Source organism: Humibacter sp., assembly GCF_051954055.1.
Classification (GTDB): Bacteria; Actinomycetota; Actinomycetes; order Actinomycetales; family Microbacteriaceae; genus Humibacter.
Genome location: NZ_JBQCIE010000098.1, coordinates 14,501 through 35,657 on the forward strand (window position 1 = coordinate 14,501; position 21,157 = coordinate 35,657).

A 21,157-nucleotide genomic window follows, 5' to 3' on the forward strand; every position below is an offset into this window, starting at 1 on the left:
TCGTCCCGGCGCCGATGATCCTCTCTACCCTGCGAGCATCCATGACCTATCCCCGCGAAACCGCATTCGGCCCCGCTGCCGTCGTCCCTAGCCCTCGCTTTCCGCAGATCGAGGAAGACGTGCTCGCGTTCTGGAAGCGCGACGACACATTCGAGGCATCCATCGACCAGCGCGAGGGCGCACCGGAGTGGGTGTTCTACGACGGACCGCCGTTCGCGAACGGGCTCCCACACTACGGCCACCTGCTCACCGGCTACGCCAAGGATGTCTTCCCGAGGTTCCAGACGATGCGCGGCAAGCAGGTGCACCGCCGGTTCGGCTGGGACACGCATGGCCTGCCGGCCGAGCTGGAAGCCGAACGTCAGCTCGGCATCACCGACAAGAGCCAGATCGAGGAGATGGGCATCGCGGCGTTCAACGCGGCGGCGCGGGCATCCGTTCTGAAGTACACGCGCGAGTGGCGCGAGTACGTCACGCGTCAGGCGCGCTGGGTGGACTTCGACAACGACTACAAGACGCTCGACATCACGTTCATGGAGTCGGTGCTGTGGGCGTTCAAGCAGCTGTACGAGAAAGGGCTCGCCTACGAGGGCTACCGGGTGCTGCCGTACTGCTGGCGCGATCAGACGCCGCTGTCGAACCACGAGCTGCGCATGGACGACGACGTCTACAAGATGCGCCAGGACCAGACCGTCACCGTCACGTTCCCCTTGGTAGGGGAGAAGGCGGAGGCGCTCGGCCTCACCGCCGTGCGAGCCCTCGCGTGGACGACGACGCCGTGGACGCTTCCCACGAACGAGGCGCTCGCGGTGGGGCCGAAGATCGAATACGCGGTCCTTCCCGCCGGACCGAACGGCACACCGGACGCCGAGGTCGAGCGCGAGGGCTCGGCCCAGCGCGGAGACGTCACCGTGCTCGGGGCGGAGTACCTGCTGGCGTTCGACCTGATCGGCTCGTATGCGAAGGACCTCGGCTACGAGAGCGCAGAGGATGCCCGTGCCGCCGTGACGCGCACCGTCACCGGTTCGGAGCTCGCCGGCGTGCAGTACGACCGGCTCTGGGACTACTACGCGGATGCCGAGAAGTACGGCACGCAGAACGCTTGGCAGATCCTCGTCGACGACTACGTCACGACCGAGGAGGGCACCGGCATCGTCCACCAGGCGCCGGCGTACGGCGAGGACGACCAGCGTGTGTGCGCGGCCGCGGGCATCCCCGTCGTCGTCTCCGTCGATGAGGGCGGACGGTTCCTTCCCGAGGTGACCGACGTCGCGGGCCTGCAGGTCTTCGATGCGAACAAGCCGCTCACGCAGGCGCTGAAGGCGATGGGGAGGCTGCTGAGGCAGGCATCCTACGAGCACAGCTACCCGCACTGCTGGCGGTGCCGCAACCCGCTGATCTACAAGGCGGTGTCGAGCTGGTTCGTGCGGGTTCCGGACTTCCGGGATCGCATGGTGGAGCTCAACCAGCAGATCGAGTGGGTCCCGGAGAACGTCAAAGACGGCCAGTTCGGCAAGTGGCTCTCCGGAGCACGAGACTGGTCGGTGAGTCGCAACAGGTACTTCGGTTCGCCCATCCCGGTGTGGAAGAGCGATGACCCCGCGTATCCGCGGATCGACGTCTACGGATCGCTCGCGGACCTGGAGCGCGACTTCGGACGGCTGCCACTGAACGCGGACGGAGAGCCGGACCTTCACCGCCCGTACATCGACGAACTGACCCGACCGAACCCGGACGACCCGACGGGGCGCTCGAGGATGCGCCGCATCCCCGACGTGTTCGACGTGTGGTTCGACTCCGGCTCGATGCCGTACGCGCAGGTGCACTATCCGTTCGAGAACCAGGACTGGTTCCAGGCGCACAACCCTGCGGACTTCATCGTCGAGTACATCGGGCAGACCCGCGGCTGGTTCTACCTGATGCACGTTCTCAGCACTGCGCTGTTCGATCGCCCGGCGTTCAAGCAGGTCGGAAGCCACGGCATCGTGCTCGGCAGCGACGGGCAGAAGATGTCGAAGTCGCTGCGCAACTACCCCGACGTCGCCGAGGTCTTCGACCGCGACGGGTCGGACGCGATGCGCTGGTTCCTCATGTCATCGTCCGTGCTGCGCGGCGGCAATCTCGTCGTGACGGAGGAGGGCATCAGGCAGGGCGTGCGCGAGGCGCTTCTGCCGCTGTGGAGCACCTGGTACTTCTTCTCGCTGTACGCCAACGCCTGTGGCTATGAGGCGAGCTGGCGCACCGACTCGTCCGACGTGCTCGACCGATACCTGCTCGCCAAGACGCGGGAGCTGGTGGATGCCGTCACCCGCGACCTCGAGAACTTCGACTCGACGCTCGCGGCGGCCAAGATCCGCGACTTCGCCGACGTGCTCACGAACTGGTACGTGCGCCGCTCCCGCGACAGGTTCTGGGAGGGTGTGACGCCGGACGGCGGCAACGCCGAGGCGTTCGACACGTTGTACACGGTGCTCGAGGCGCTGACCCGAGTCGCAGCTCCGCTGCTGCCGCTCGTCACCGAGCGGATCTGGAAGGGTCTCACCGGCGGCCGGAGCGTGCACCTCACCGACTGGCCGGAGGCCTCCGCGTTCCCCGCGGATGAGGCACTTGTGACCGCGATGGACCGGGTGCGGCAGGTGAGCTCCGTCGCGCTGTCGCTGCGCAAAGCCGCGGGTCTGCGCGTTCGACTTCCCCTGGCCGAGCTGACCGTCGTGACGGATGCTGCCGGAACGCTCGAGCCGTTCGATGCCATCTTGCGTGATGAGCTCAACGTGAAGCGCGTGCGGCTCGTCGAGCTCACCGAGCACAGCCCTGCGGAGTACGGCGTGAGCAAGCGCCTCACGGTGAACGCGCGTGCGGCGGGCCCGCGGCTCGGCAAGAGTGTGCAGACGGCGATCCGGGCCGCACGGGAGGGCGACTGGACCGAGGACGGCGGTGTCGTCACGGCCGGTGGAATCCCGCTGCAGGACGGCGAGTACGAGCTCGTGCTCGAGACGACGGATGCCGTCGACACGGGCCGCGCTCTCGCGCTGCTTCCCGGCGCGGGGTTCGTGCTGCTCGACACGACGACCGACGAGGCGCTCGAGGCCGAGGGGCTGGCCAGGGATGCCGTGCGCGTCGTCCAGGAGAGCCGCAAGCAGGCGGGTCTCGACGTGAGCGACCGGATCCGGCTGCGGCTCGTGCTCGACGCCGCTGGAGCGGACGCCGTGCGCACGCACGCCGAACTGGTGAGCGCCGAGACGCTCGCACTCGAGCTGGACGTCGACGTGGACGACGCGGTGGCCGAGGCGCCGGGGTCGACCCCGGTCGGCGCGGGGTCCGCGTTGCTGGTGAGCTTGGAGAAGGTTCAGTGACAGATCTCACGGACGACGAGTACCGGGAGGCGGCCGACGCGGTCTACGAGACGCTTCTCAGCCGGCTGGGCGAGGGAAGCCCTCGCCCGCGGCTCGCGCCGACGAGGCGGGCCGTTGAGCTGCTGGGGGATCCGCAGCGTGCCTACCCGATCATCCACATCACGGGAACCAACGGCAAGACGTCGACGAGCCGCATCATCGAGAGCATCCTTCGGGCTTACGGCCTGCGGGTCGGGCTGTTCACCAGCCCGCACCTGCTGCGCTTCAACGAACGGTTCATGATCGACGGCGAGCCGATCAGCGACGAGGCGCTTGCACGCAACTGGGACGACGTCGCGCCGTACGTGCAGATGGCGGACGCCGAGCTGGTCGAACAGGGCGAGCAGCGCCTCACCTTCTTCGAGGTGATCACCGTGCTCGCGTTCGCCTGCTTCGCCGACGCTCCGGTCGACGTCGCGGTGATCGAGGTCGGGATGGGCGGCGAGTGGGACTCGACGAACGTCGGCGACGGTCAGGTGGCAGTGTTCACGCCGATTTCGCTGGACCACACCGACCGGCTCGGTTCGACGATCGCGGAGATCGCCCGCACGAAGAGCGGAATCATCAAGCCGTCGGCGACCGTGGTGAGCGCCGCTCAGGTGGAGGATGCCACGCGCGAGCTGGTGCGTGCCGCCGAGTTGCGCGAGGCATCCATCGCCTTCCAACCGGTCGACTTCGACGTGCAGGACGACGCGGTCGCCGTTGGCGGCCAGCTGGTCACGATCAGGGGTCGCGCCGGCACATACCCCGACCTGTTCCTACCGCTGTACGGCGCGCACCAGGCACAGAATGCAGCGGTGGCGGTGGCCGCGGTCGAGACGTTCCTCGGCGACGGCGGCGAACCTTTGCGCGGCCCGCTGCTCGAGGAGGCGTTCGCCACCGTCACCTCGCCGGGCAGGCTGCAGCTGATCGGCACTGAGCCCACCGTGCTGGTGGATGCCGCCCACAATCCGGCGGGCGCGCTCACCCTGGCGAGAGCGCTGCCGGAGTTCTTCGACTTCGACGAGATCGCGTTCGTGCTGGGCATCCTGCGCGACAAGGATGCTCACGGCATCGTCGACGCGCTCGCCCCGCTCGCCGCGCGGATCTTCGTGACGCAGTCGCACTCGGAGCGCTCCACCTCGTCGTCCGAGCTCGCCGACCATGTCGAGGAGTGGACGCACGAGCACGCCGAGGCGCACCACGACCTCGGCGACGCGATCGAGGCGGCCAGGCAGTGGGCGGCATCCGATCCGCGCCGCGCGGTCGTGGTCACCGGCTCCATCGCCCTGATCGGCGAGGCCCTGGGATTGGCCCAGGAGCGCGACTGGAAGGCCGCATCCGAATGAGCGGCGTCCACGTTCCGCCCACGACGGAGGACAGGCGATGACCGGGAGCACGCCGGCACGCACACGTCGCCCGCGGCGGGAGCGCTCGGCCCAGGAGAGCCTCGGCTCGATCGTGCTCGGCTTCGAGCTGGTCGTGGTCTTTCTCGGCGCGCTCGTCGTCTTCGGCCTGCACGCCCTGCCTCCCGTGCAGGCGCTCGGCGGGGGAGCAGTCTTCATCGTGCTCATGCTCGTGGCGATCCTGCTGCTGAGGTTCCGTGTCGGCTACTGGCTCGGCTGGCTCATCCAGCTCGGGGTCATCGCCTCCGGATTCCTCGTCGGCATGCTCTTCATCGTCGGCGTCATCTTCACCGCCATCTGGGCGTACGCCATGATCGCTGGCGCACGCCTCGATCGGCGCAGCGCGGCGTTCCGCGCATCCCAGTCAGAACAGACCGAACCCACCGAACAGGAGAACGAATGACCACCATCGAAGAGACCCTCGTGCTCGTCAAGCCCGACGGCGTCGCCCGTGGACTGACCGGCGAGATCCTGAGAAGGATCGAAGCGAAGGGTTACGCGCTCGTCGACATCAAACTGGTGGAAGCGGACCGCGAGCTGCTGGCGCAGCACTACGCGGAGCACCACGGCAAGCCGTTCTACGAGCCGCTGGTGGAGTTCATGGAGTCCGGACCGATCGTCGCCATCCGTGTCGCGGGCAACCGGGTGATCGAGGGATTCCGTTCGCTGGCGGGAGCGACCGACCCCACGAGCGCCGCGCCGGGAACGATCCGGGGCGACCTGGCTCGCGACTGGGGCCTCCCGGTGCAGCAGAACCTCGTGCATGGCTCGGATTCCCCGGAGAGCAGCGCTCGCGAGCTCGCTCTTTGGTTCTGAGATCCGAGCCACCGGGAGTACGGAGCCGCAAGACAACTCAGCGGAAGGCGTTCGGGATCCACTGCACCTGGATCTGCGCGAACACCGCGACGATCACGTAGCTGATGAACGTGATGAGCGGAATCCAGGTGTAGGCGGCGGCGAAGAAGTCGCGTACCCGCGCGTTGGTCGGGATGTTCCCCTCTTTGAGGTTGTAGAACGTCACGGCCCAGAACGTAGGGATGGTCACAGTCCACGTGATCATGCAGTACGGGCACAGCACGTACAGGTCGTACAAGCTCGAGTAGATCAGGAAGATCACGAGCACGATCGCACCGAGCACGCCGAGGTTGAAGAGCATCCAGAACCAGCGGCGAAAACGAGCTCCGGCGAGGATGGCGACCCCGACCGCGATCGGTGCCGCCCAGCACGCGACGCCGATGATCGGGTTCGGGAAACCGAGCACAGAACCCTGCCACGAGTCGAGGTTCTTGCCGCACCCGACAAGCGGGTTGATGTTGCAGGTCAGCTGAGCGCTCGGATGTTCCAGCAGCGTGAACTTGTCCAGCGTGAGCGCGAAGGCGGCGAACCACCCGATGACGCCGGCGACGATGAGAAAGATCGCAAGCCCGATGGGCCGCTTGGTTTCGGTGGGGGAGTCGAGCGACACCATCGCATTATGGCAGAGCGACACGCGAGCCCTTCCCGGCCCTGAACGGGGCTCCACGGTCGCCGTGCGATAATGGCAGGCAGCCGTCCGGACGCCGTCCGGGCGGAGATGAAGAAGCTTTTCCGAGCACCGCTGAAAGGTCGGATGCCCGGGGGTCCGGCCGCGCGCGACCGGACGAGAAGACAGTGCAGACCACGTGAGAGACAGGGACGGGCGAACGAAGACGAGTGCAGCGGACAGCGCGCCACGAAGCGCAGCATCCATCGCGCACCCCTTCGCACGCCGAACCGAGGATTGGCGGACGAGCGCCCTAGGTGTCGCCCGCATGAGTACAGCCGTACCCGGCGCGCGCGTGCGCCGTGCGGTCGAGGAGTGCACCAGCGATGGTGGAGAACGATCAGAATGCATGGGATGAGTCGGGAGCACGGAACGCGGAAGGCGGTCAGCAGCGCAGGCGCAGCCGCTTCTTCGGCGGTCGTCGCGTAGGCCGCAAGGCCGAGCAGCCGGCTCCCACGGCCGATTCGGCCGCTCCGGTTCCGACGCCGCCCGACGCGCCTCCGGTGCCCGCGGCCGAGCAGCGGGCGCCTCAGCAGGAGGCGGAGCGGACCGCCGAACAGCAGACCACAGAGGTCGACGAGCAGACGGCGGCGGCACCCGCTTCCGGGGACACGGCGCAGGATGCTCGCGCATCCGAAGCCACCGCGCACGCGGCCCAGGCGCCCGGGCTGCCGAGCACCGCGCTCCTGTTCCAGGCGCCGCCGGTGCTTCCGCCGCTGCCGGCCGCCGAGCAGGACGAGGAGCAGGAGCGCGAGGAGGTCTCGACCTCACGGCGTCGCACCCGCCGCCGCGGAGCATCCGGTGAGGGTGCCGAGGAGGGTGGCAAGCGGCAGCGCGAGCCCGAGCTGATCACCGAGCCGCAGAAGGTGAAGGGATCGACCCGCCTCGAGGCCAAGAAGCAGCGCCGCCGCGACGGCCGCGACGCCGGCCGCCGGCGCCCGGTCATCACCGAGGCCGAGTTCCTCGCGCGTCGGGAGGCCGTCGATCGCCAGATGGTCGTGCGGTCCAAGGGCGGCCGTATCCAGATCGGCGTGCTCGAAGACGGCGTGCTCGTCGAGCACTACGTCGCGCGCTCCCAGGAGGCGTCGCTGATCGGCAACGTCTATTTGGGTCGGGTGCAGAACGTGCTGCCCAGCATGGAGGCGGCGTTCGTCGATATCGGCCGCGGTCGCAACGCCGTGCTGTACTCCGGTGAGGTCGACTGGGACGCCGCAGAGACCGGCAACCAGCCGCGCCGCATCGAACTCGCGCTCAAGCCGGGCGACAAGGTGCTCGTGCAGGTCACGAAGGACCCGGTCGGACACAAGGGCGCCAGGCTGACGAGCCAGGTCAGCCTGCCCGGGCGCTACCTCGTGTACGTACCGAACGGCTCGATGAACGGCATCAGCCGAAAGCTGCCCGACACCGAGCGGGCCAGGCTCAAGAAGATCCTGAAGGAGGTGCTCCCGGAGAACACCGGCGTCATCGTGCGCACGGCCGCCGAGGGTGCCACGCAGGAGCAGCTCACCGTCGACGTCAATCGACTCACGTCGCAGTGGGCGGACATCTCGAAGCAGACCGAGACGGTCCAGGCGCCTGCTCTGCTGCACAGCGAGCCCGACCTGCTGATCAAGATCGTTCGGGATGTTTTCAACGAGGACTTCCAGAAGCTGATCATCGCGGGCGATGACGCGCGTCAGACGATCGAGAACTACCTGCGGCAGGTCGCCCCCGACCTGCTCGACCGCGTCCAGCCCTACGAGGGATCGCGCGACGCGTTCGACGAGTTCCGCATCACCGAGCAGATCGAGAAGGCCCTCGACCGCAAGGTCTGGCTGCCCTCCGGCGGTTCGCTCGTCATCGACCGCACAGAGGCGATGACCGTGATCGACGTTAACACCGGCAAGTTCGTGGGGTCGGGCGGCAACCTCGAAGAGACCGTCACGAAGAACAACCTCGAGGCGGCAGAGGAGATCGTGCGGCAGCTGCGGCTGCGCGACATCGGAGGCATCATCGTCGTCGACTTCATCGACATGGTGCTGGAGTCGAACCGCGACCTCGTGCTGCGCCGCCTCGTCGAATGCCTCAGCAGGGACCGCACGAAGCACCAGGTGGCCGAGGTCACCTCGCTCGGACTCGTGCAGATGACGCGCAAGAAGCTCGGCCTCGGCCTGCTCGAGACGTTCAGCGAACCCTGCGAGGTCTGCGCCGGACGGGGTGTGATCGTGCACCACGACCCGGTCACCAGGCACCGTGCCCCGCAGCCGCCGGAGCGTCGTCGCGGCGGCAAGAACGGTGGCTCGTCGTCGGCTCCGTCGAACGGCAACGGCGGCTCCAACACGCACGTGGGCACCCACGCCATCACCGACGACGCGAAGAACGCGCTCGCTCAGATCGCGGCAAGCACGCTCCACACGCATCAGGACGGATCGACGGATGCTCCGGCCACCGCCACCGAGTCCGCCGCCGTCGTGCTCGCTGCCGTGCAGACCCAGTCGGCCCCGAACCCCGCCGCGCAGGGCGAGGAGGAGCGAGACACCGACGGGCCGAAGCACGCGGCAATGTCGGAGGCATCCGAGTACGGCGACGTGCAGGGGGAGAAGCAGGATGCCCCGCGTGGGCGGCGCGGCAACCGCGGCCGCGGTTCCCGTCGCGGCTCCGACGGTGCAGCATCCGAAGCATCGGCGGAGACGACGCCAGAGGTGACCGCTGAAGCCGAGGCGGAAGGAGCCTTGTCGATCCTGGACATCCCGGTCGCGGCGCACACGGAGCAGAAGCCGCGAGTGGATCGTGTGCAGGCGCAGGAGATCCTGGGTTCCGTGCTCGACGCGCTCCCGGAGCCGAAGCAGCCGGGCCAGGGACGCTCTCGCCGTCGCGTGACGACCGCTGGACTGACCGGCGGCGCTGTGGCACCCAGGAACGACGACTCGCAGGCGAGCTGACCGGGAGGACGCCCGGAGGGAGCACGGTCGGCTCGATCCGGTCAGCGCCGGTGGTGATGCGATCGAGCGCCCCTCCGGCGCTCCGCCTGGGTGACGCGCAGACCGCTGGCTCTGAGGCGAACGACGAGCTCCCGGTTCGATACACGTAACGCCCCGGCGCGCACCAGTTCGGCGTGACGCTCCGCAGGAACGTCGTAGTGATCCAGGTCGAACGCGCGCTCCGGCACGCCGTTCGTTCGGGCGAAGCCGTGCAGTTCGTCCAGCGAGGCGTCGCTGACGAGATGCGACCAGAGTGTGCCGTGATTCGGCCACATCGGAGTGTCGATCAGGATCGCCATGCCGGCGAGTCTACGGCGGCGTCCGGTTTGAGCGGCTTTCCGGCGTCTGGTAAGCTCGACCGTTGGTGCGTGTCGACTTATCGCGGCCAGCACCCTTTCGTTTTCTGGCTCGAACCCTTCTCCCACTTGGGGGCGTGACCAGCGAAAATCAACGTCAGTCTGGGGCTCTATCCGCCCCTCATCAGATAGGTACGAGTAGTGGTTTACGCAGTTGTGCGCGCCGGCGGTCGGCAGGAGAAGGTCGAGGTCGGCACCATCGTGACGATGGACCGCGTCAAGGCAGGCGAGAACGGCACGATCGAGTTGCCGGCAGTTCTCCTCGTCGATGGTGACACGATCACCAGCGATGCCGAGTCGCTGGCCAAGGTGAAGGTCACCGCCGAGGTCCTCGGCGACCTCCGCGGCCCGAAGATCGTGATTCAGAAGTTCAAGAACAAGACCGGTTACAAGAAGCGCCAGGGCCACCGCCAGGAGCTCACGCGCGTCAAGGTCACCGGCATCAAGTAAGCGCGAGGAGAGACACTCATGGCACACAAAAAGGGAGCGAGCTCCACTCGCAACGGCCGCGACTCGAACGCGCAGCGCCTCGGCGTCAAGCGCTTCGGCGGTCAGGTCGTGAACGCGGGCGAGATCATCGTCCGTCAGCGCGGCACGCACTTCCACCCCGGCGCTAACGTCGGCCGCGGAGGGGACGACACGCTCTTCGCCCTCGAGCCGGGCGCTGTCGAGTTCGGCAGCAAGGGTGGCCGCAAGGTCGTCAACGTGGTGGCGGTCGACTGACGACTGAGGTGAGAGCAGAGCGCGCTTGCGAGCTTTGCCGAACCGATGGAGTCAGTTGGAGCGCGAAGCGCGAACACTGACGACGCACCTTCCTGTGACGAACACAGCCGATGGGCGGGCCTCGTGCCCGCCCATCCGTGTTTGCACGGCCCTCCCGTTCGGCGACGAACGGACATCCCACCCCACGAAGGCCCGCATGCGGGCGAGAGGAGCATCATGGCGACGTTCGTCGACACCGTGACGCTGCACTTGCGAGCGGGCCACGGCGGCAACGGCTGCGTCTCGGTGCGCCGGGAGAAGTTCAAGCCGCTCGCCGGCCCCGACGGGGGCAACGGCGGCCACGGCGGCGACATCGCCCTTGTCACCGACCCCGGCGTCACCACGCTGCTCGCGTACCACAGGCATCCTCACCGCTCGTCCGAGAACGGCGGCTTCGGCATGGGGGACAACCGCAGCGGGGCATCCGGCGCCGACCTCGAACTCCCCGTGCCGGTGGGCACCGTGGTCAAGGATGCCTCAGGCGAGCTTCTCGTCGACCTCGACCAGCCGGGCATGCGTTACGTCGTCGCGCCCGGCGGGCTCGGTGGGCTGGGCAACGCCGCCCTCGCCTCGCCCAAGCGCAAGGCACCCGGATTCGCTCTGCTCGGCACTCCCGGGTGGGAGGGCGACGTCGTCCTCGAACTGAAGACGGTCGCAGACGTCGCGCTCGTCGGCTTCCCGTCAGCGGGCAAGTCGAGCCTCGTCGCAGCGCTGTCGGCTGCCAAGCCGAAGATCGCGGACTACCCGTTCACCACATTGCACCCGAACCTCGGTGTCGTGCAGGCGGGCGACGTGCGCTACACGATCGCCGACGTGCCCGGCCTCATCGAGGGCGCGAGCGAAGGCAAGGGCCTCGGTTTGGAGTTCCTGCGGCACGTCGAGCGCTGCAGCGCGCTGCTGCACGTGCTCGACTGCGCCACGCTGGAGCCCGGCCGTGACCCGATCAGCGACCTCGACATCATCCTCAGTGAGCTTGCTGCGTATCCCGTTCCGGACGGGCAGGTTCCACTGCTCGAGCGGCCGCAGCTCATCGCGCTCAACAAGATCGACGTTCCGGATGCCGCCGAGCTCGCCGAGTTCGTGCGTGGCGACCTCGAGGCACGTGGCTATCGCGTGTTCGCGATCTCCACGGTGAGCCACCAGGGCCTGCGGGCGTTGTCGTTCGCCCTCGCGGAGGTGGTCGAGGACGCCAGGAAAGACGCGGCCGCGATCGCCGAGGTCAAGCCGCGCATCGTCATGCGCCCACGCGCCGTCGACGAGGCGGGATTCACGGTGCGCGTCGAGGGCGGTTCGGAGGGACCGGTGTACCGCATCATCGGCGCCAAGCCGGAACGCTGGGTGGCCCAGACCGACTTCGCCAACGATGAGGCCGTCGGATTCCTTGCGGATCGGCTGGCCAAGCTCGGCGTCGAAGACGAGCTCGTGAAGGCAGGAGCGGTCGCGGGCGCCACCGTAGTGATCGGGGCACACAACGGGGTGGTGTTCGACTGGGAGCCCACGCTCACCTCGACCGCCGAGCTGGTGACTTCCCCACGCGGAACGGATGCCCGCCTCGACCCGAACCACCGCCCCACCCGCGGTCAGCGCCGCGAGGAGTACCACGAGCGCATGGATGCGAAGGCCGAGGCCCGCGCGGAGCTGCTGCGCGAACGGGAGGCCGGGCTCTGGCGCGACGACGAGGAGGACGCGTAACCCGATGGTGATCACGGATCGATCGCTGGTGCCCGCCGCGAGGCGCATCGTGGTGAAGGTGGGATCCTCGTCGATCAGCGGCGAGAACGCGCACCAGATCGGTCCGCTCGTCGACGCTCTCGCCGCAGCACATGGTCGAGGAGTCCAGGTCGTGCTGGTGTCGTCCGGCGCGATCGCCACCGGCATCCCGTACCTGGCGCTGAACGGGCGACCGAACGATCTCGCCACGCAACAGGCCGCTGCGGCCGTCGGCCAGAACGTGCTGATCTACCGGTACCAGGACAGCCTGGACCGCTACGACATCGTCGCCGGCCAGGTGCTGCTCACCGCGGGTGATCTGGAGAACCCGACCCACCGCTCGAACGCACGACGCGCGATGGAGCGGCTGCTCGATCTGCGCATTCTGCCCATCGTGAACGAGAACGACACGGTGGCGACGCACGAGATCCGGTTCGGCGACAACGACCGGTTGGCCGCTCTGGTCGCGACCCTGATCGGTGCCGACCTGCTCGTGCTGCTCTCCGACGTCGACGCGCTCTACACGAGGCCCCCGCACGAGCCGGGTGCCGAGCCCATCGGCCACGTGGCGGCCGGAGACGAACTTCAGGGCGTCGAGATCGGGGCGACCGGGCTCGCCGGCGTCGGCACCGGGGGAGCGATCACGAAGGTCTCCGCGGCCCGCCACGCCGCCGAGGCGGGAAGCGCCGTGCTGCTGACGTCGACAAGGCTGGTCTCCGCAGCCCTCTCGGGCGAGCCGGTGGGCACCTGGTTCGCGCCGCATGAGCGCGCCGAGCGGATGTCCGCGGCCGACGCGATCCCGGACTGACGACTGAGCCGAGAGCAAAGCGAGCTCGCTCGCTTTGCCGAGGCGATGGAGTCAGTTGAGCGGCGCAGCCGCGAACACTGACGACCACCGCTGCGCTCCCGTCGGCACCGGCCGCTCAGCGGGTAGCCGCCGGATAAACTTGTGCGATGGCCCCCAGCACACTCGAGTCCGTTCCCGTGTCGACGGATGCGCCCTCCTTCACGCGAAAGCTCGAGGACGCGAAAGCGGCGTCGGTGCCGCTCGCGACGGCCACTACGGCGCAGAAGAACGATGCCCTCGAGCGCATCGCGCGGTCGTTGACCGACAACGAGGCGCGGATCATCGAGGCGAACGCAGAAGACCTCGCGCGAGGTCGCGAGAACGGACTCTCGGATGGCCTCCTCGACCGGTTGAAGCTCGACGAGCGGCGCATCGCCGCCCTTGCCGCCGCGGTGCGTGACGTCGTCGCACTGCCCGATCCCGTCGGCACGTCGGTGCGCGGCAGCCGACTGCCGAACGGGGTCTCCATCCAGCAGGTGCGGGTGCCGTTCGGCGTCGTCGGCGCGATCTACGAGGCACGCCCCAATGTCACGGTCGACATCGCCGCTCTCGCTCTGAAGAGCGGCAACGCGGTGGTTCTGCGTGGCGGGCGTGCGGCCGAGTCCAGCAACCGCGTTCTCGTCGAGCTGATCCAAGAGGCGATCGCCGGCGCAGGCATGCCTTCGCACGCGGTGCAGACCGTCGACGAGTTCGGTCGCGATGGTGGCACCCGGCTGATGCAGGCCAGGGGGCTCGTCGACGTGCTCATCCCGCGCGGCAGTGCAGAGCTGATCCGCACGGTCGTCGAGTCGTCCACGGTGCCCGTCATCGAAACCGGCGCAGGCGTCGTGCACATCGTGCTGGACGAGAGCGCGAACGAGAGCTGGGCTGTCGACATCGTGCGCAACGCGAAGGTGCAGCGACCGAGCGTGTGCAACGCGGTGGAGACCGTACTCGTGCACAGCGGTGCGGCATCCCGTCTGCTCCCTCCTGTTCTTCAAGCGTTGCGCGAGGAGGGTGTGACGGTGCACGCGGATGCCCGTGCCCGCGCCATCTTCCCGGACTCGGTGCCGGTGACCGACGAGGATTGGGCGACCGAGCACATGAGCCTCGACGTCTCGGTCGGCGTCGTGGACTCGCTCGACGAAGCGATCGAGCACATCCGCCGCTACTCCACCCAGCACACGGAGTCGATCATCACCGACGACCTGGCGAACGCCGAGCGGTTCCTCGCCGAGGTGGACTCCGCGGTCGTGATGGTGAACGCATCGACCCGGTTCACCGACGGCGGCGAGTTCGGGTTCGGCGCCGAGGTCGGGATCTCCACCCAGAAGCTGCACGCCCGGGGACCCATGGGCCTGCCAGAGCTGACGAGCACGAAGTGGGTCGTGCGCGGCACCGGCCAGGTGCGCGAGTAAGCAGCGGTGCGAGAGCTAAACTGGGGTTCCGGCATTCGCCACGAGAGGAATGAGTCGCATGTCGTTCGCAGCAGCAGTCGTAGCCGAGGCCAGCAAGCCGCCCGTGTTCGGGATGGAGCCGTGGGTGCTCGGCGTCGTCGTGCTGTGCGTGTTCGCGGCTCTGGCCTTCGTGACCTGGACGTACCGTGACGTCGCCAACCGCCACAGCCACAAGGCCGAAGCGGATGCCGCGCAGCACGCGGGCGCACCCGGTGCGTACCACCATGGGGCCGGGCATCCGTCGTCGCAGGACCACTGACCCGCACATCCATGCGGCCGTCAGCCACCACAACACCGACGGGGGAGCGCCGCCGGCGTGTCGGTGTCATGGGCGGCACGTTCGACCCCATCCACCACGGTCACCTAGTCGCGGCGAGCGAGGTGGCGCAGTCCTTCGATCTCGACGAGGTCGTCTTCGTACCCACCGGTGAGCCATGGCAGAAGGGCCATGTGACCGAGGCGGAGCACCGGTATCTGATGACCGTCATCGCTACGGCGTCCAATCCGCGCTTCACCGTGAGCCGGGTGGACATCGATCGAGGCGGCCCGACCTACACCATCGACACGCTCCGCGACCTGCAGGAGTCCCGGCCGGACAGCGACCTCTACTTCATCACCGGGGCCGATGCGATCGCCCAGATCCTCAGCTGGCGGGACGTCGAAGAGCTGTGGAAACTGGCCCATTTCGTCGCTGTGAGTCGACCGGGACATCTGCTGGAAGTGACGGGTTTACCCAACGGAGACGTAAGCTTGTTGGAGGTTCCGGCATTGGCGATCTCGTCGACCGATTGTAGGGACCGTGTCAGCAGGGGGTTCCCTGTCTGGTACCTCGTACCCGATGGAGTTGTTCAGTACATCTCCAAGCATCACCTTTATCGGAGTGTGGCATGACGTCGTGGCCAGACCAGCCGCCACAGACGCGGCGACAGGCTAGAGAGAGTCAGCGCGCCGCGGAGCGCGAACTCGGTTCGGCTTCACCGGAGCAGCAACCGGTACCCGTCTCTCGTCGCGCCGCCACCGTCACGCCAACGACCGCCGGCGAGGTTCCCGACGTCGCCACGCCGTACTCATTCGCATCCGCGCAGCGCGACTCTTCGTCGCAGCAGAACAGCGGGCCGACGGATGCCCCGCCGCTGCGCCCACGCACCCCGCGTTACGAAGACCTCTCGTTCGACACGCTCCTCGCCGCTTCCCATGCTGGAGGTCCGACGGGCGCTGCGTCGGCGGAGGACCAGGCACCGGCAACGGTCGCGTTCGCCACCGACCCAGCGGGCGCGCCGAACCAGGCGTCCGCAGCTCCATTCTCGGCGCAGCCGGCACCGTTGTCGTACGTCCCGTCGCCTCCGGCCTCTTCGACGGGTGCCGCCGGCGCGTCCGATTCGCAGGAGTCGGCGACGCAGACCGCGTCGTCGTTGCCGACGGTATCGCCCGTCGACGGGCACCCGCTCACGCGTCGCGAACTGCGCGCCATGCTGCAGGCGCAGGCCGCGAACCAGGCCGTGCAGTCCGAGACGGCCGCACAGACCGGGTCGCAAGAGTCCGAGTCGGTTCCCCGGGCCGTGCCATCGATGCCCGCGGCGGAGCCGGCAGACGAGACGACGCACCGCGTGATTCCGCCCGCAGTGCCGCTGCGGCCGGACGACGCCGACCCCCGCACACCGATCAGCGCTGTGTCGACACCTGCCGCCGGCCGAGGCACGTCGCCCGTCTCACCGATCGTGATCCCGGACGCATTCGGCGGACAGCCACCTGCGCAGACCGCCGGCGCTCCGGCATCCTCCGGCGCAGCCATTATCGCAACGGAGCCCGCCACGCAGTCGAGCGGTCCTGCGACGGATCCGCAGCTGCGTGCCCGCGGCGCAGGCCACTGGTCGACCATGGACGACGAGAACGCGACCGGTGGCACGCCGCGTTCTGCCGTGTCGACGGGAAGCGTCACCACGGCGAACGCCCTGATCCTGCCGTCGATCCCGTCCGCAGGGCTCTCGACGTCGCCGCTGACGAGCACCGGCGAGGTGATCGTGACCGGCTCGATCGACCTTCCGAAGTCGCTGGGCGCGACGGGACAGCACCCCGACCACTTCGACTCGTCCGACATCGACAGGCTGTTCGAGGAGTCGGATGCCGCGCCGGCGACATCCGGCGTCGCCCCGGTGCGTGCGAGCAAGGCGGTGGCGACGCACACGTCGACCCGCGGCATGATCACTCCGCCGAAGGCACGCGGGAACAAGCTCCCGGTCGTGCTGGCGGTGACGGCGGCCTTCCTCGCGATCGGCGTCGCGGCTCTCCTCGTCGCCGGCTTCGTCTTCCATGCCTTCTGATCCGAGCACGCTCCATTCGCACGCGCCGGATCCGGCCACGTCTGTACAGTTCTCTGCAGGTCGCCTGATCGGCGATCCGCGCTTCCGATTCCACGAGGTGATATCCGTATGACCGCGTCCGCGCTCTCGCGCGAACTGCTCCAACTGGCGGTGGATGCCGCCGACTCCAAGGCGGCGACCGATCTGGTCGCCCTCGACGTATCGGGTCCGCTGCCCCTCGTCGACGTGTTCCTGCTCGCTTCGGGCAACTCCGAGCGCAACGTTATCGCGATCGCCGCAGAGATCGAGGACCGGCTGAACGAGGCCGGAACGAAGACGCTGCGGCGCGAGGGGCGCTCCGAAGGGCGATGGATCCTGCTCGACTTCGGCGACCTCGTCGTGCACGTCTTCCACCAGGAGGACAGGAGCTTCTACTCCCTCGAACGACTGTGGAAGGACTGCCCGACAGTGCCGTTCCAGCTGCCGGTCGCGCGGGAGGCGTGACGCCATCCGATTCGTTCCCGCCGTCTGCGATGTAGTACTCTAATGAGGTTGCTCCGCACGCCGGAGCGGCGAATCACGGGTCTGTGGCGCAGCTGGTAGCGCACCTGCATGGCATGCAGGGGGTCAGGGGTTCGAGTCCCCTCAGATCCACCGTCATTTCGTCTCGATCGGTTGCTCCGGAAGCACCGTGTAGTGCACCGACTGGAAGACGATCTTCCCGTCGACCACGTGGTAAGAGTCCGCGCCGTTCGTGATGACATTGTGCCCGTCGTCCCCGGTCCATTCCAGGAACCCGTAGTCGCCTTCGATGACGGCACGGTTATACGCGTACGCGCCGCCTTGGATGCCCTCCGCGAGCACCGCGGCGGACTGACGGATGCCGCCGTGCCCGCGGTACGTGCCGAAACCTGACAGTAGAACGACGTCTTCGGAGAAGTTGGCCTTGATATCGCCTTCGAGATCACCGGCGAGTCGTCGTTCGAGGTGGTCGTAGATGACCTCGGTCACGGTGCGCATGTCGTCCTCTCCTTGTCGCGCTCGTGTGTGCAGACATGACTCTGCGACCGATCGCGGGCGGATGCGAGGGGTTGCGTCGTAGCCGCTGCGGCGCCGATCGGCTGACTGCGGAAGCCGCGACAACAGCGCGCAACTAACCGTCGCAGCGCTGTTGCCGCGGTACGAGTCTCATCCCTGACGCACCGGCTGCACGAGATCCGTCACCCACTCCGACTGCGGACGGTCGCCGGGAGTCCAATAGACCTCGCGGCAGATGCCGTCCAGCTCGTAGCCGTGATCGCGGGCCCACTCCATGAGCGCGTTCCACGACTCGCCGATGCCGCTGACCTCGCCGCGGTGCACCGTCACCGCTGCCTGCGCGATGCCGGGCAGCGTGACCACGTCGAGGCCGTCGATCGACTCGGTGTCCTCTGGCACCACGAAGCCGGCGGTCACGAGCGCGCCGGTGCCGTCGCCTGACTCGTCGGCCTCGTAGAGAGCGATCGCCGGCCCGAACTCCTGAATTCCGGCGGACTGGATGAGGTCGGCCGACTCAGGGAACATCGGGCCGATGACGGGCGAGACGTTGGCTGGACCGAACCCTGGCGCCTTGCGGGTGAGAGTGGCGACTCGCTGTGCTCCGATGGATCGCACCTCCGCGGTGATCGTTTGTGAACTGGGCATGACTGTTTCTCCTCTTAGTCGCTTGAGGCTCGCGTCGATGCGCCGCAACCGCGTTTCGGCATCCGCGACCGTGGACCGCAGTTCGGTTCGAGCGGATTCCAGCATCCGCTCGACCTCGCTGTCGTCCACGTCGCCCCAGACCACGTGCGAGACCTGCTCGAGCGTGAGTCCGAGGCCCTTCAGCTCCACGATGCGGCTGAGCAGTGTCAGCTGCGTGGCCGCGTACGCGCGGTAACCCGTGATCGCATCGACCCGTGCGGGACGCAGCAGGCCGATCTGGTCGTAGTGGCGCAGCATCCGCACGGACACCCTGCCGATCGACGCGAACTCCCCAATGGTCAACATGACGCCTCCAACGTTGGAGTCTGACACCGTGTGAGGGTCAACGACAGCGTCGAGGACTCTCAGAATCGGTGCAGGCGAGAGCGACGATGAAGGGGACGATCAGCCGAGCGCAGGCCTGATGTCGCGCACGATCGACTCGAGCACGCGCGCGTTGAAGTCGACGCCAAGCTGATTGGGCACCGTCACGAGGATCGTGTCGGCCTCCTGCACGGCGGCATCCTGTGCCAGCTCCTCGGCGATGACGTCCGGCTCCCCGATGTAGCTGCGGCCGAACCGGGCGAGCTCGTCTCCGATGTAGCCGACCTGGTCGTGAGCATCCGCCTGTGCGCGCAGTCCGAAGTAGCGCCGCGTCTCATCGTCGATGATCGGCAGGATGCTCCGCGATACCGAGACCCGCGGGTCACGTTCGTGTCCGGCCCGCCTCCACGTGTCGCGGAAGAGTCTCACCTGCTCGGCCTGCAGCTCGGACAGCGGAACGCCGGTGTCTTCGGTGAGCAGCGTCGAGCTCATCAGATTCATGCCCTGTTCCGCTGTCCATACGGCCGTGGCGCGGCTGCCGGCGCCCCACCAGATGCGCTCGGGCAACGTCTCCGAGCGTGGCTCGATCGCAAGCGGTACTCGCTGGCCGGTCATCTGCGGATTCGAGTAGACCAATCCAGCTCCGGCGATGGCCGCGCGGAAGAGCTCGGTGTGCGAGCGGGCCATGTCGGCATCCGACTGCTCGTCGCCTGGCACGAAACCGAACGACTCGTAGCCCTTGTCGGCGGTCTCGGGGGAGCCTCGGCTGATACCGAGCTGCAGTCTGCCGCCCGAGATGAGATCGGCCGCCGCCGCGGACTCGGCCGCGTACAGCGGATTCTCGTATCGCATGTCGATCACGGCCGTGCCGAGTTCGATGCGCGAGGTGCGCGCTCCCATGGCCGCGAGAAGCGGAAAGGGCGACGCCAGCTGCGGCGCGAAGTGGTGAACGCGCACGAACGCGCCGTCCGCACCGACCTCCTCGGCGGCCACCGCGAGCTCGATGGTCTGCAACAGCGCGTCCGAAGCGCTGCGCACCACTGATCCTTGGGTCGGCGACCAGTGTCCGAAGGAGAGAAAGCCTATGCGTTTCACTGCATCTTCAGCCGACTGCAGGACCCTGCTATTCCCTGGATCAGTACCAGTGCGGGTTCTGGGACATCTCGTGATCGTAGGCGGCACAGGGTGTGCCGTAGCGGCCCGAGATGTACGAGAGGCCCCACCTGATCTGCGTGTTCCCGTTCGTCATCCAGTCGCCGCCCGATGACGACATCTTGCTGGCCGGAAGCGACTGAGGGATGCCGTACGCACCGCTGGAGGAGTTGTAGGCATTCCACCGCCAACCGGACTCCATGTTCCAGAGACTGGTCAGGCATCCCATCTGGTCCTGACCCCAACCGTAGCTTCCGAGGATGCTGCTGGCGTACGACTGCGCGGCGCCGGGCGAGCACCCGCCTGTGCAGGATGCCGAAAGATCGACGTTGCTGTCGCTCCCACCTCCGGTCGATGCGTTCTGGTTCTGTTGATCGCGCTGGATTCCTGCAGCCCGCTGTTGCGCGAGTGCCGCGGCTTGTGCGTTCAAGGTCGCTGCCTGCGCCTGCAGAACCGCTCCCTGCTGTTCCTGGGCGGCCAGCACCGCATCAGCTGCCGCCTTCGCTGCCTGGGCCGCCTTGTACTTCGCATCGGCGTCCTGCTCAAGGCTCGTGCGGATGTCTTCCGCCTGCTTCGCTTGAGTCTGGAGCGAAGTCACCACGTTCTGCTTCTGCTTCGCGTAATTCTGCAACTGCGACATGTGGTCCGTCAGCTGACTCATCGCACCAAGCTGGTCGAGGAGGTTGTCGTTCCCGTCGGTCGGCTTGCCGACGCCGTTTCCGAGCAGCAGCTTCGCGGTGAGACTTCCCCCGCCCGAGATGTAGAGCTGGGACGCGAGCTTGCCGTACTGCGTCTTCGCCTGCGTCGCGGTCTGCTGCGCGGCGGTCGCCTGTTGATTGATGGAGTCGAGCTTCGCGGTCTGAGTGTCGAGGGCGGTCTTGGCCACGGTGTACTCGAACTCTTTCTTGAGTTCGTCAGCGGCAGCAGCCTGAGCCTGCTGTTGAAGCTGGACGATCAGTCCGGCGATCTTGTTGTACTCCGCCTGTGCAGCGGCGGCGTTGGCCTGCGCGGCCTGCACCTCTGCCCAGCTCGGGTAATCGTCCGCGTGGGCGGGCAGGGCGGTCACGAGCGGGATCGCGACCGCGACCGCGGCACCGAGCGCGGCCAAGCGCACTCGCGCCCCGACACGGCGGCGATCGGTCTCTGTCCGGATTGTGCGCACAGCCACGCGTTCCACCATAGGCAGAGGTTGTGCCGATCCCTAGCTATCCCGCGGCATGCCGCAAGCCCGTTCGAGCGGGTTTTCACTCGCTCGAACGGCGCTCCGGGGTTGGAATGACGGGCATTTC

The 21,157-nt window shown here is 67.8% G+C and carries 20 protein-coding genes and 1 tRNA gene; 15 read left to right on the forward strand and 6 right to left on the reverse strand.

Going from position 1 to position 21,157, the window contains the following annotated elements; genetic code table 11:
- The first annotated feature begins 41 nt into the window (after window positions 1-41).
- The 4 genes from ileS to ndk are packed head-to-tail and all read left to right on the forward strand — an operon-like array spanning window position 42 to window position 5,593.
- A complete protein-coding gene (gene ileS, locus ACTHNC_RS11685) occupies window positions 42-3,353 on the forward strand; it encodes an isoleucine--tRNA ligase (protein WP_440294776.1) in 3,312 nt (1,103 codons plus the stop codon).
- On the forward strand, window positions 3,350-4,720 hold the full coding sequence (locus ACTHNC_RS11690; protein ID WP_440294777.1) for a bifunctional folylpolyglutamate synthase/dihydrofolate synthase: 1,371 nt from the start codon (window positions 3,350-3,352) through the stop codon (window positions 4,718-4,720). The genes ileS and ACTHNC_RS11690 overlap by 4 nt, the downstream gene beginning before the upstream one ends.
- A gap of 37 nt (window positions 4,721-4,757) precedes the next feature.
- Window positions 4,758-5,180 (forward strand): DUF4233 domain-containing protein, encoded by a 423-nt coding sequence (locus tag ACTHNC_RS11695; RefSeq protein WP_440294778.1) that lies wholly within the window; start codon window positions 4,758-4,760, stop codon window positions 5,178-5,180.
- Entirely contained in the window at window positions 5,177-5,593 is a 417-nt protein-coding gene (gene ndk, locus ACTHNC_RS11700) for a nucleoside-diphosphate kinase (RefSeq protein WP_440294779.1), read from the forward strand. Before ACTHNC_RS11695 ends, ndk begins: the two co-directional genes overlap by 4 nt.
- 37 nt (window positions 5,594-5,630) lie before the next feature.
- On the opposite strand, the gene ACTHNC_RS11705 is transcribed toward ndk, so the two are convergent.
- Window positions 5,631-6,242: a vitamin K epoxide reductase family protein gene (locus ACTHNC_RS11705; RefSeq protein ID WP_440294780.1), complete on the reverse strand. Its 612-nt coding sequence runs from the start codon at window positions 6,240-6,242 to the stop codon at window positions 5,631-5,633.
- Between the two features lie 383 nt (window positions 6,243-6,625).
- Between ACTHNC_RS11705 and ACTHNC_RS11710 the strand changes: the two genes are divergently transcribed.
- Window positions 6,626-9,220 (forward strand): Rne/Rng family ribonuclease, encoded by a 2,595-nt coding sequence (locus tag ACTHNC_RS11710; RefSeq protein WP_440294781.1) that lies wholly within the window; start codon window positions 6,626-6,628, stop codon window positions 9,218-9,220.
- A 41-nt stretch (window positions 9,221-9,261) separates the two neighbouring features.
- Here the strand turns inward: ACTHNC_RS11710 and ACTHNC_RS11715 are convergent, their stop codons facing one another.
- Window positions 9,262-9,558 carry a DUF4031 domain-containing protein gene (locus ACTHNC_RS11715; protein ID WP_440294782.1) on the reverse strand — a complete coding sequence of 99 codons (297 nt, stop codon included), beginning with the start codon at window positions 9,556-9,558 and terminating at the stop codon, window positions 9,262-9,264.
- Window positions 9,559-9,756: 198 nt separating this feature from the next.
- On the opposite strand from ACTHNC_RS11715, the gene rplU reads away from it, so the two are divergent.
- The 10 genes from rplU (at window position 9,757) to ACTHNC_RS11765 (ending at window position 17,324) form a co-directional block, all read left to right on the forward strand.
- Window positions 9,757-10,065 carry a 50S ribosomal protein L21 gene (rplU, locus tag ACTHNC_RS11720; protein ID WP_440294783.1) on the forward strand — a complete coding sequence of 103 codons (309 nt, stop codon included), beginning with the start codon at window positions 9,757-9,759 and terminating at the stop codon, window positions 10,063-10,065.
- Between the two features lie 18 nt (window positions 10,066-10,083).
- Window positions 10,084-10,338, forward strand: coding sequence for a 50S ribosomal protein L27 (gene rpmA / locus ACTHNC_RS11725; protein ID WP_440294784.1), 255 nt, complete (start codon window positions 10,084-10,086; stop codon window positions 10,336-10,338).
- Window positions 10,339-10,554: 216 nt separating this feature from the next.
- Window positions 10,555-12,069: a GTPase ObgE gene (obgE, locus tag ACTHNC_RS11730; protein WP_440294785.1), complete on the forward strand. Its 1,515-nt coding sequence runs from the start codon at window positions 10,555-10,557 to the stop codon at window positions 12,067-12,069.
- Between the two features lie 4 nt (window positions 12,070-12,073).
- On the forward strand, window positions 12,074-12,895 hold the full coding sequence (gene proB, locus ACTHNC_RS11735) for a glutamate 5-kinase (protein WP_440294786.1): 822 nt from the start codon (window positions 12,074-12,076) through the stop codon (window positions 12,893-12,895).
- A gap of 146 nt (window positions 12,896-13,041) precedes the next feature.
- The gene (locus tag ACTHNC_RS11740; RefSeq protein ID WP_440294787.1) at window positions 13,042-14,331 is read left to right on the forward strand and encodes a glutamate-5-semialdehyde dehydrogenase; all 1,290 of its coding nucleotides are present in this window, start codon (window positions 13,042-13,044) and stop codon (window positions 14,329-14,331) included.
- Between the two features lie 58 nt (window positions 14,332-14,389).
- A complete protein-coding gene (locus tag ACTHNC_RS11745; RefSeq protein WP_440294788.1) occupies window positions 14,390-14,629 on the forward strand; it encodes a hypothetical protein in 240 nt (79 codons plus the stop codon).
- Window positions 14,630-14,640: 11 nt separating this feature from the next.
- On the forward strand, window positions 14,641-15,261 hold the full coding sequence (gene nadD / locus ACTHNC_RS11750) for a nicotinate-nucleotide adenylyltransferase (protein ID WP_440294789.1): 621 nt from the start codon (window positions 14,641-14,643) through the stop codon (window positions 15,259-15,261).
- On the forward strand, window positions 15,258-16,691 hold the full coding sequence (locus tag ACTHNC_RS11755) for a hypothetical protein (RefSeq protein ID WP_440294790.1): 1,434 nt from the start codon (window positions 15,258-15,260) through the stop codon (window positions 16,689-16,691). The genes nadD and ACTHNC_RS11755 overlap by 4 nt, the downstream gene beginning before the upstream one ends.
- 108 nt (window positions 16,692-16,799) lie before the next feature.
- Window positions 16,800-17,174, forward strand: a complete 375-nt coding sequence (gene rsfS, locus ACTHNC_RS11760; protein ID WP_440294791.1) for a ribosome silencing factor — start codon at window positions 16,800-16,802, stop codon at window positions 17,172-17,174.
- Between the two features lie 77 nt (window positions 17,175-17,251).
- A tRNA-Ala gene (locus ACTHNC_RS11765) sits at window positions 17,252-17,324 on the forward strand.
- A 3-nt stretch (window positions 17,325-17,327) separates the two neighbouring features.
- Here the strand turns inward: ACTHNC_RS11765 and ACTHNC_RS11770 are convergent.
- The 4 genes from ACTHNC_RS11770 to ACTHNC_RS11785 all read right to left on the reverse strand — a co-directional run bounded on the left by ACTHNC_RS11770 (window position 17,328) and on the right by ACTHNC_RS11785 (window position 21,036).
- Window positions 17,328-17,690 (reverse strand): nuclear transport factor 2 family protein, encoded by a 363-nt coding sequence (locus ACTHNC_RS11770; protein WP_440294792.1) that lies wholly within the window; start codon window positions 17,688-17,690, stop codon window positions 17,328-17,330.
- A 168-nt stretch (window positions 17,691-17,858) separates the two neighbouring features.
- Window positions 17,859-18,698, reverse strand: a complete 840-nt coding sequence (locus ACTHNC_RS11775) for a MerR family transcriptional regulator (protein WP_440294793.1) — start codon at window positions 18,696-18,698, stop codon at window positions 17,859-17,861.
- 99 nt (window positions 18,699-18,797) lie between these two features.
- The gene (locus ACTHNC_RS11780) at window positions 18,798-19,811 is read right to left on the reverse strand and encodes an LLM class flavin-dependent oxidoreductase (protein WP_440294794.1); all 1,014 of its coding nucleotides are present in this window, start codon (window positions 19,809-19,811) and stop codon (window positions 18,798-18,800) included.
- Window positions 19,812-19,851: 40 nt separating this feature from the next.
- Window positions 19,852-21,036, reverse strand: a complete 1,185-nt coding sequence (locus tag ACTHNC_RS11785) for a hypothetical protein (RefSeq protein ID WP_440294795.1) — start codon at window positions 21,034-21,036, stop codon at window positions 19,852-19,854.
- Window positions 21,037-21,157 lie beyond the last annotated feature (121 nt).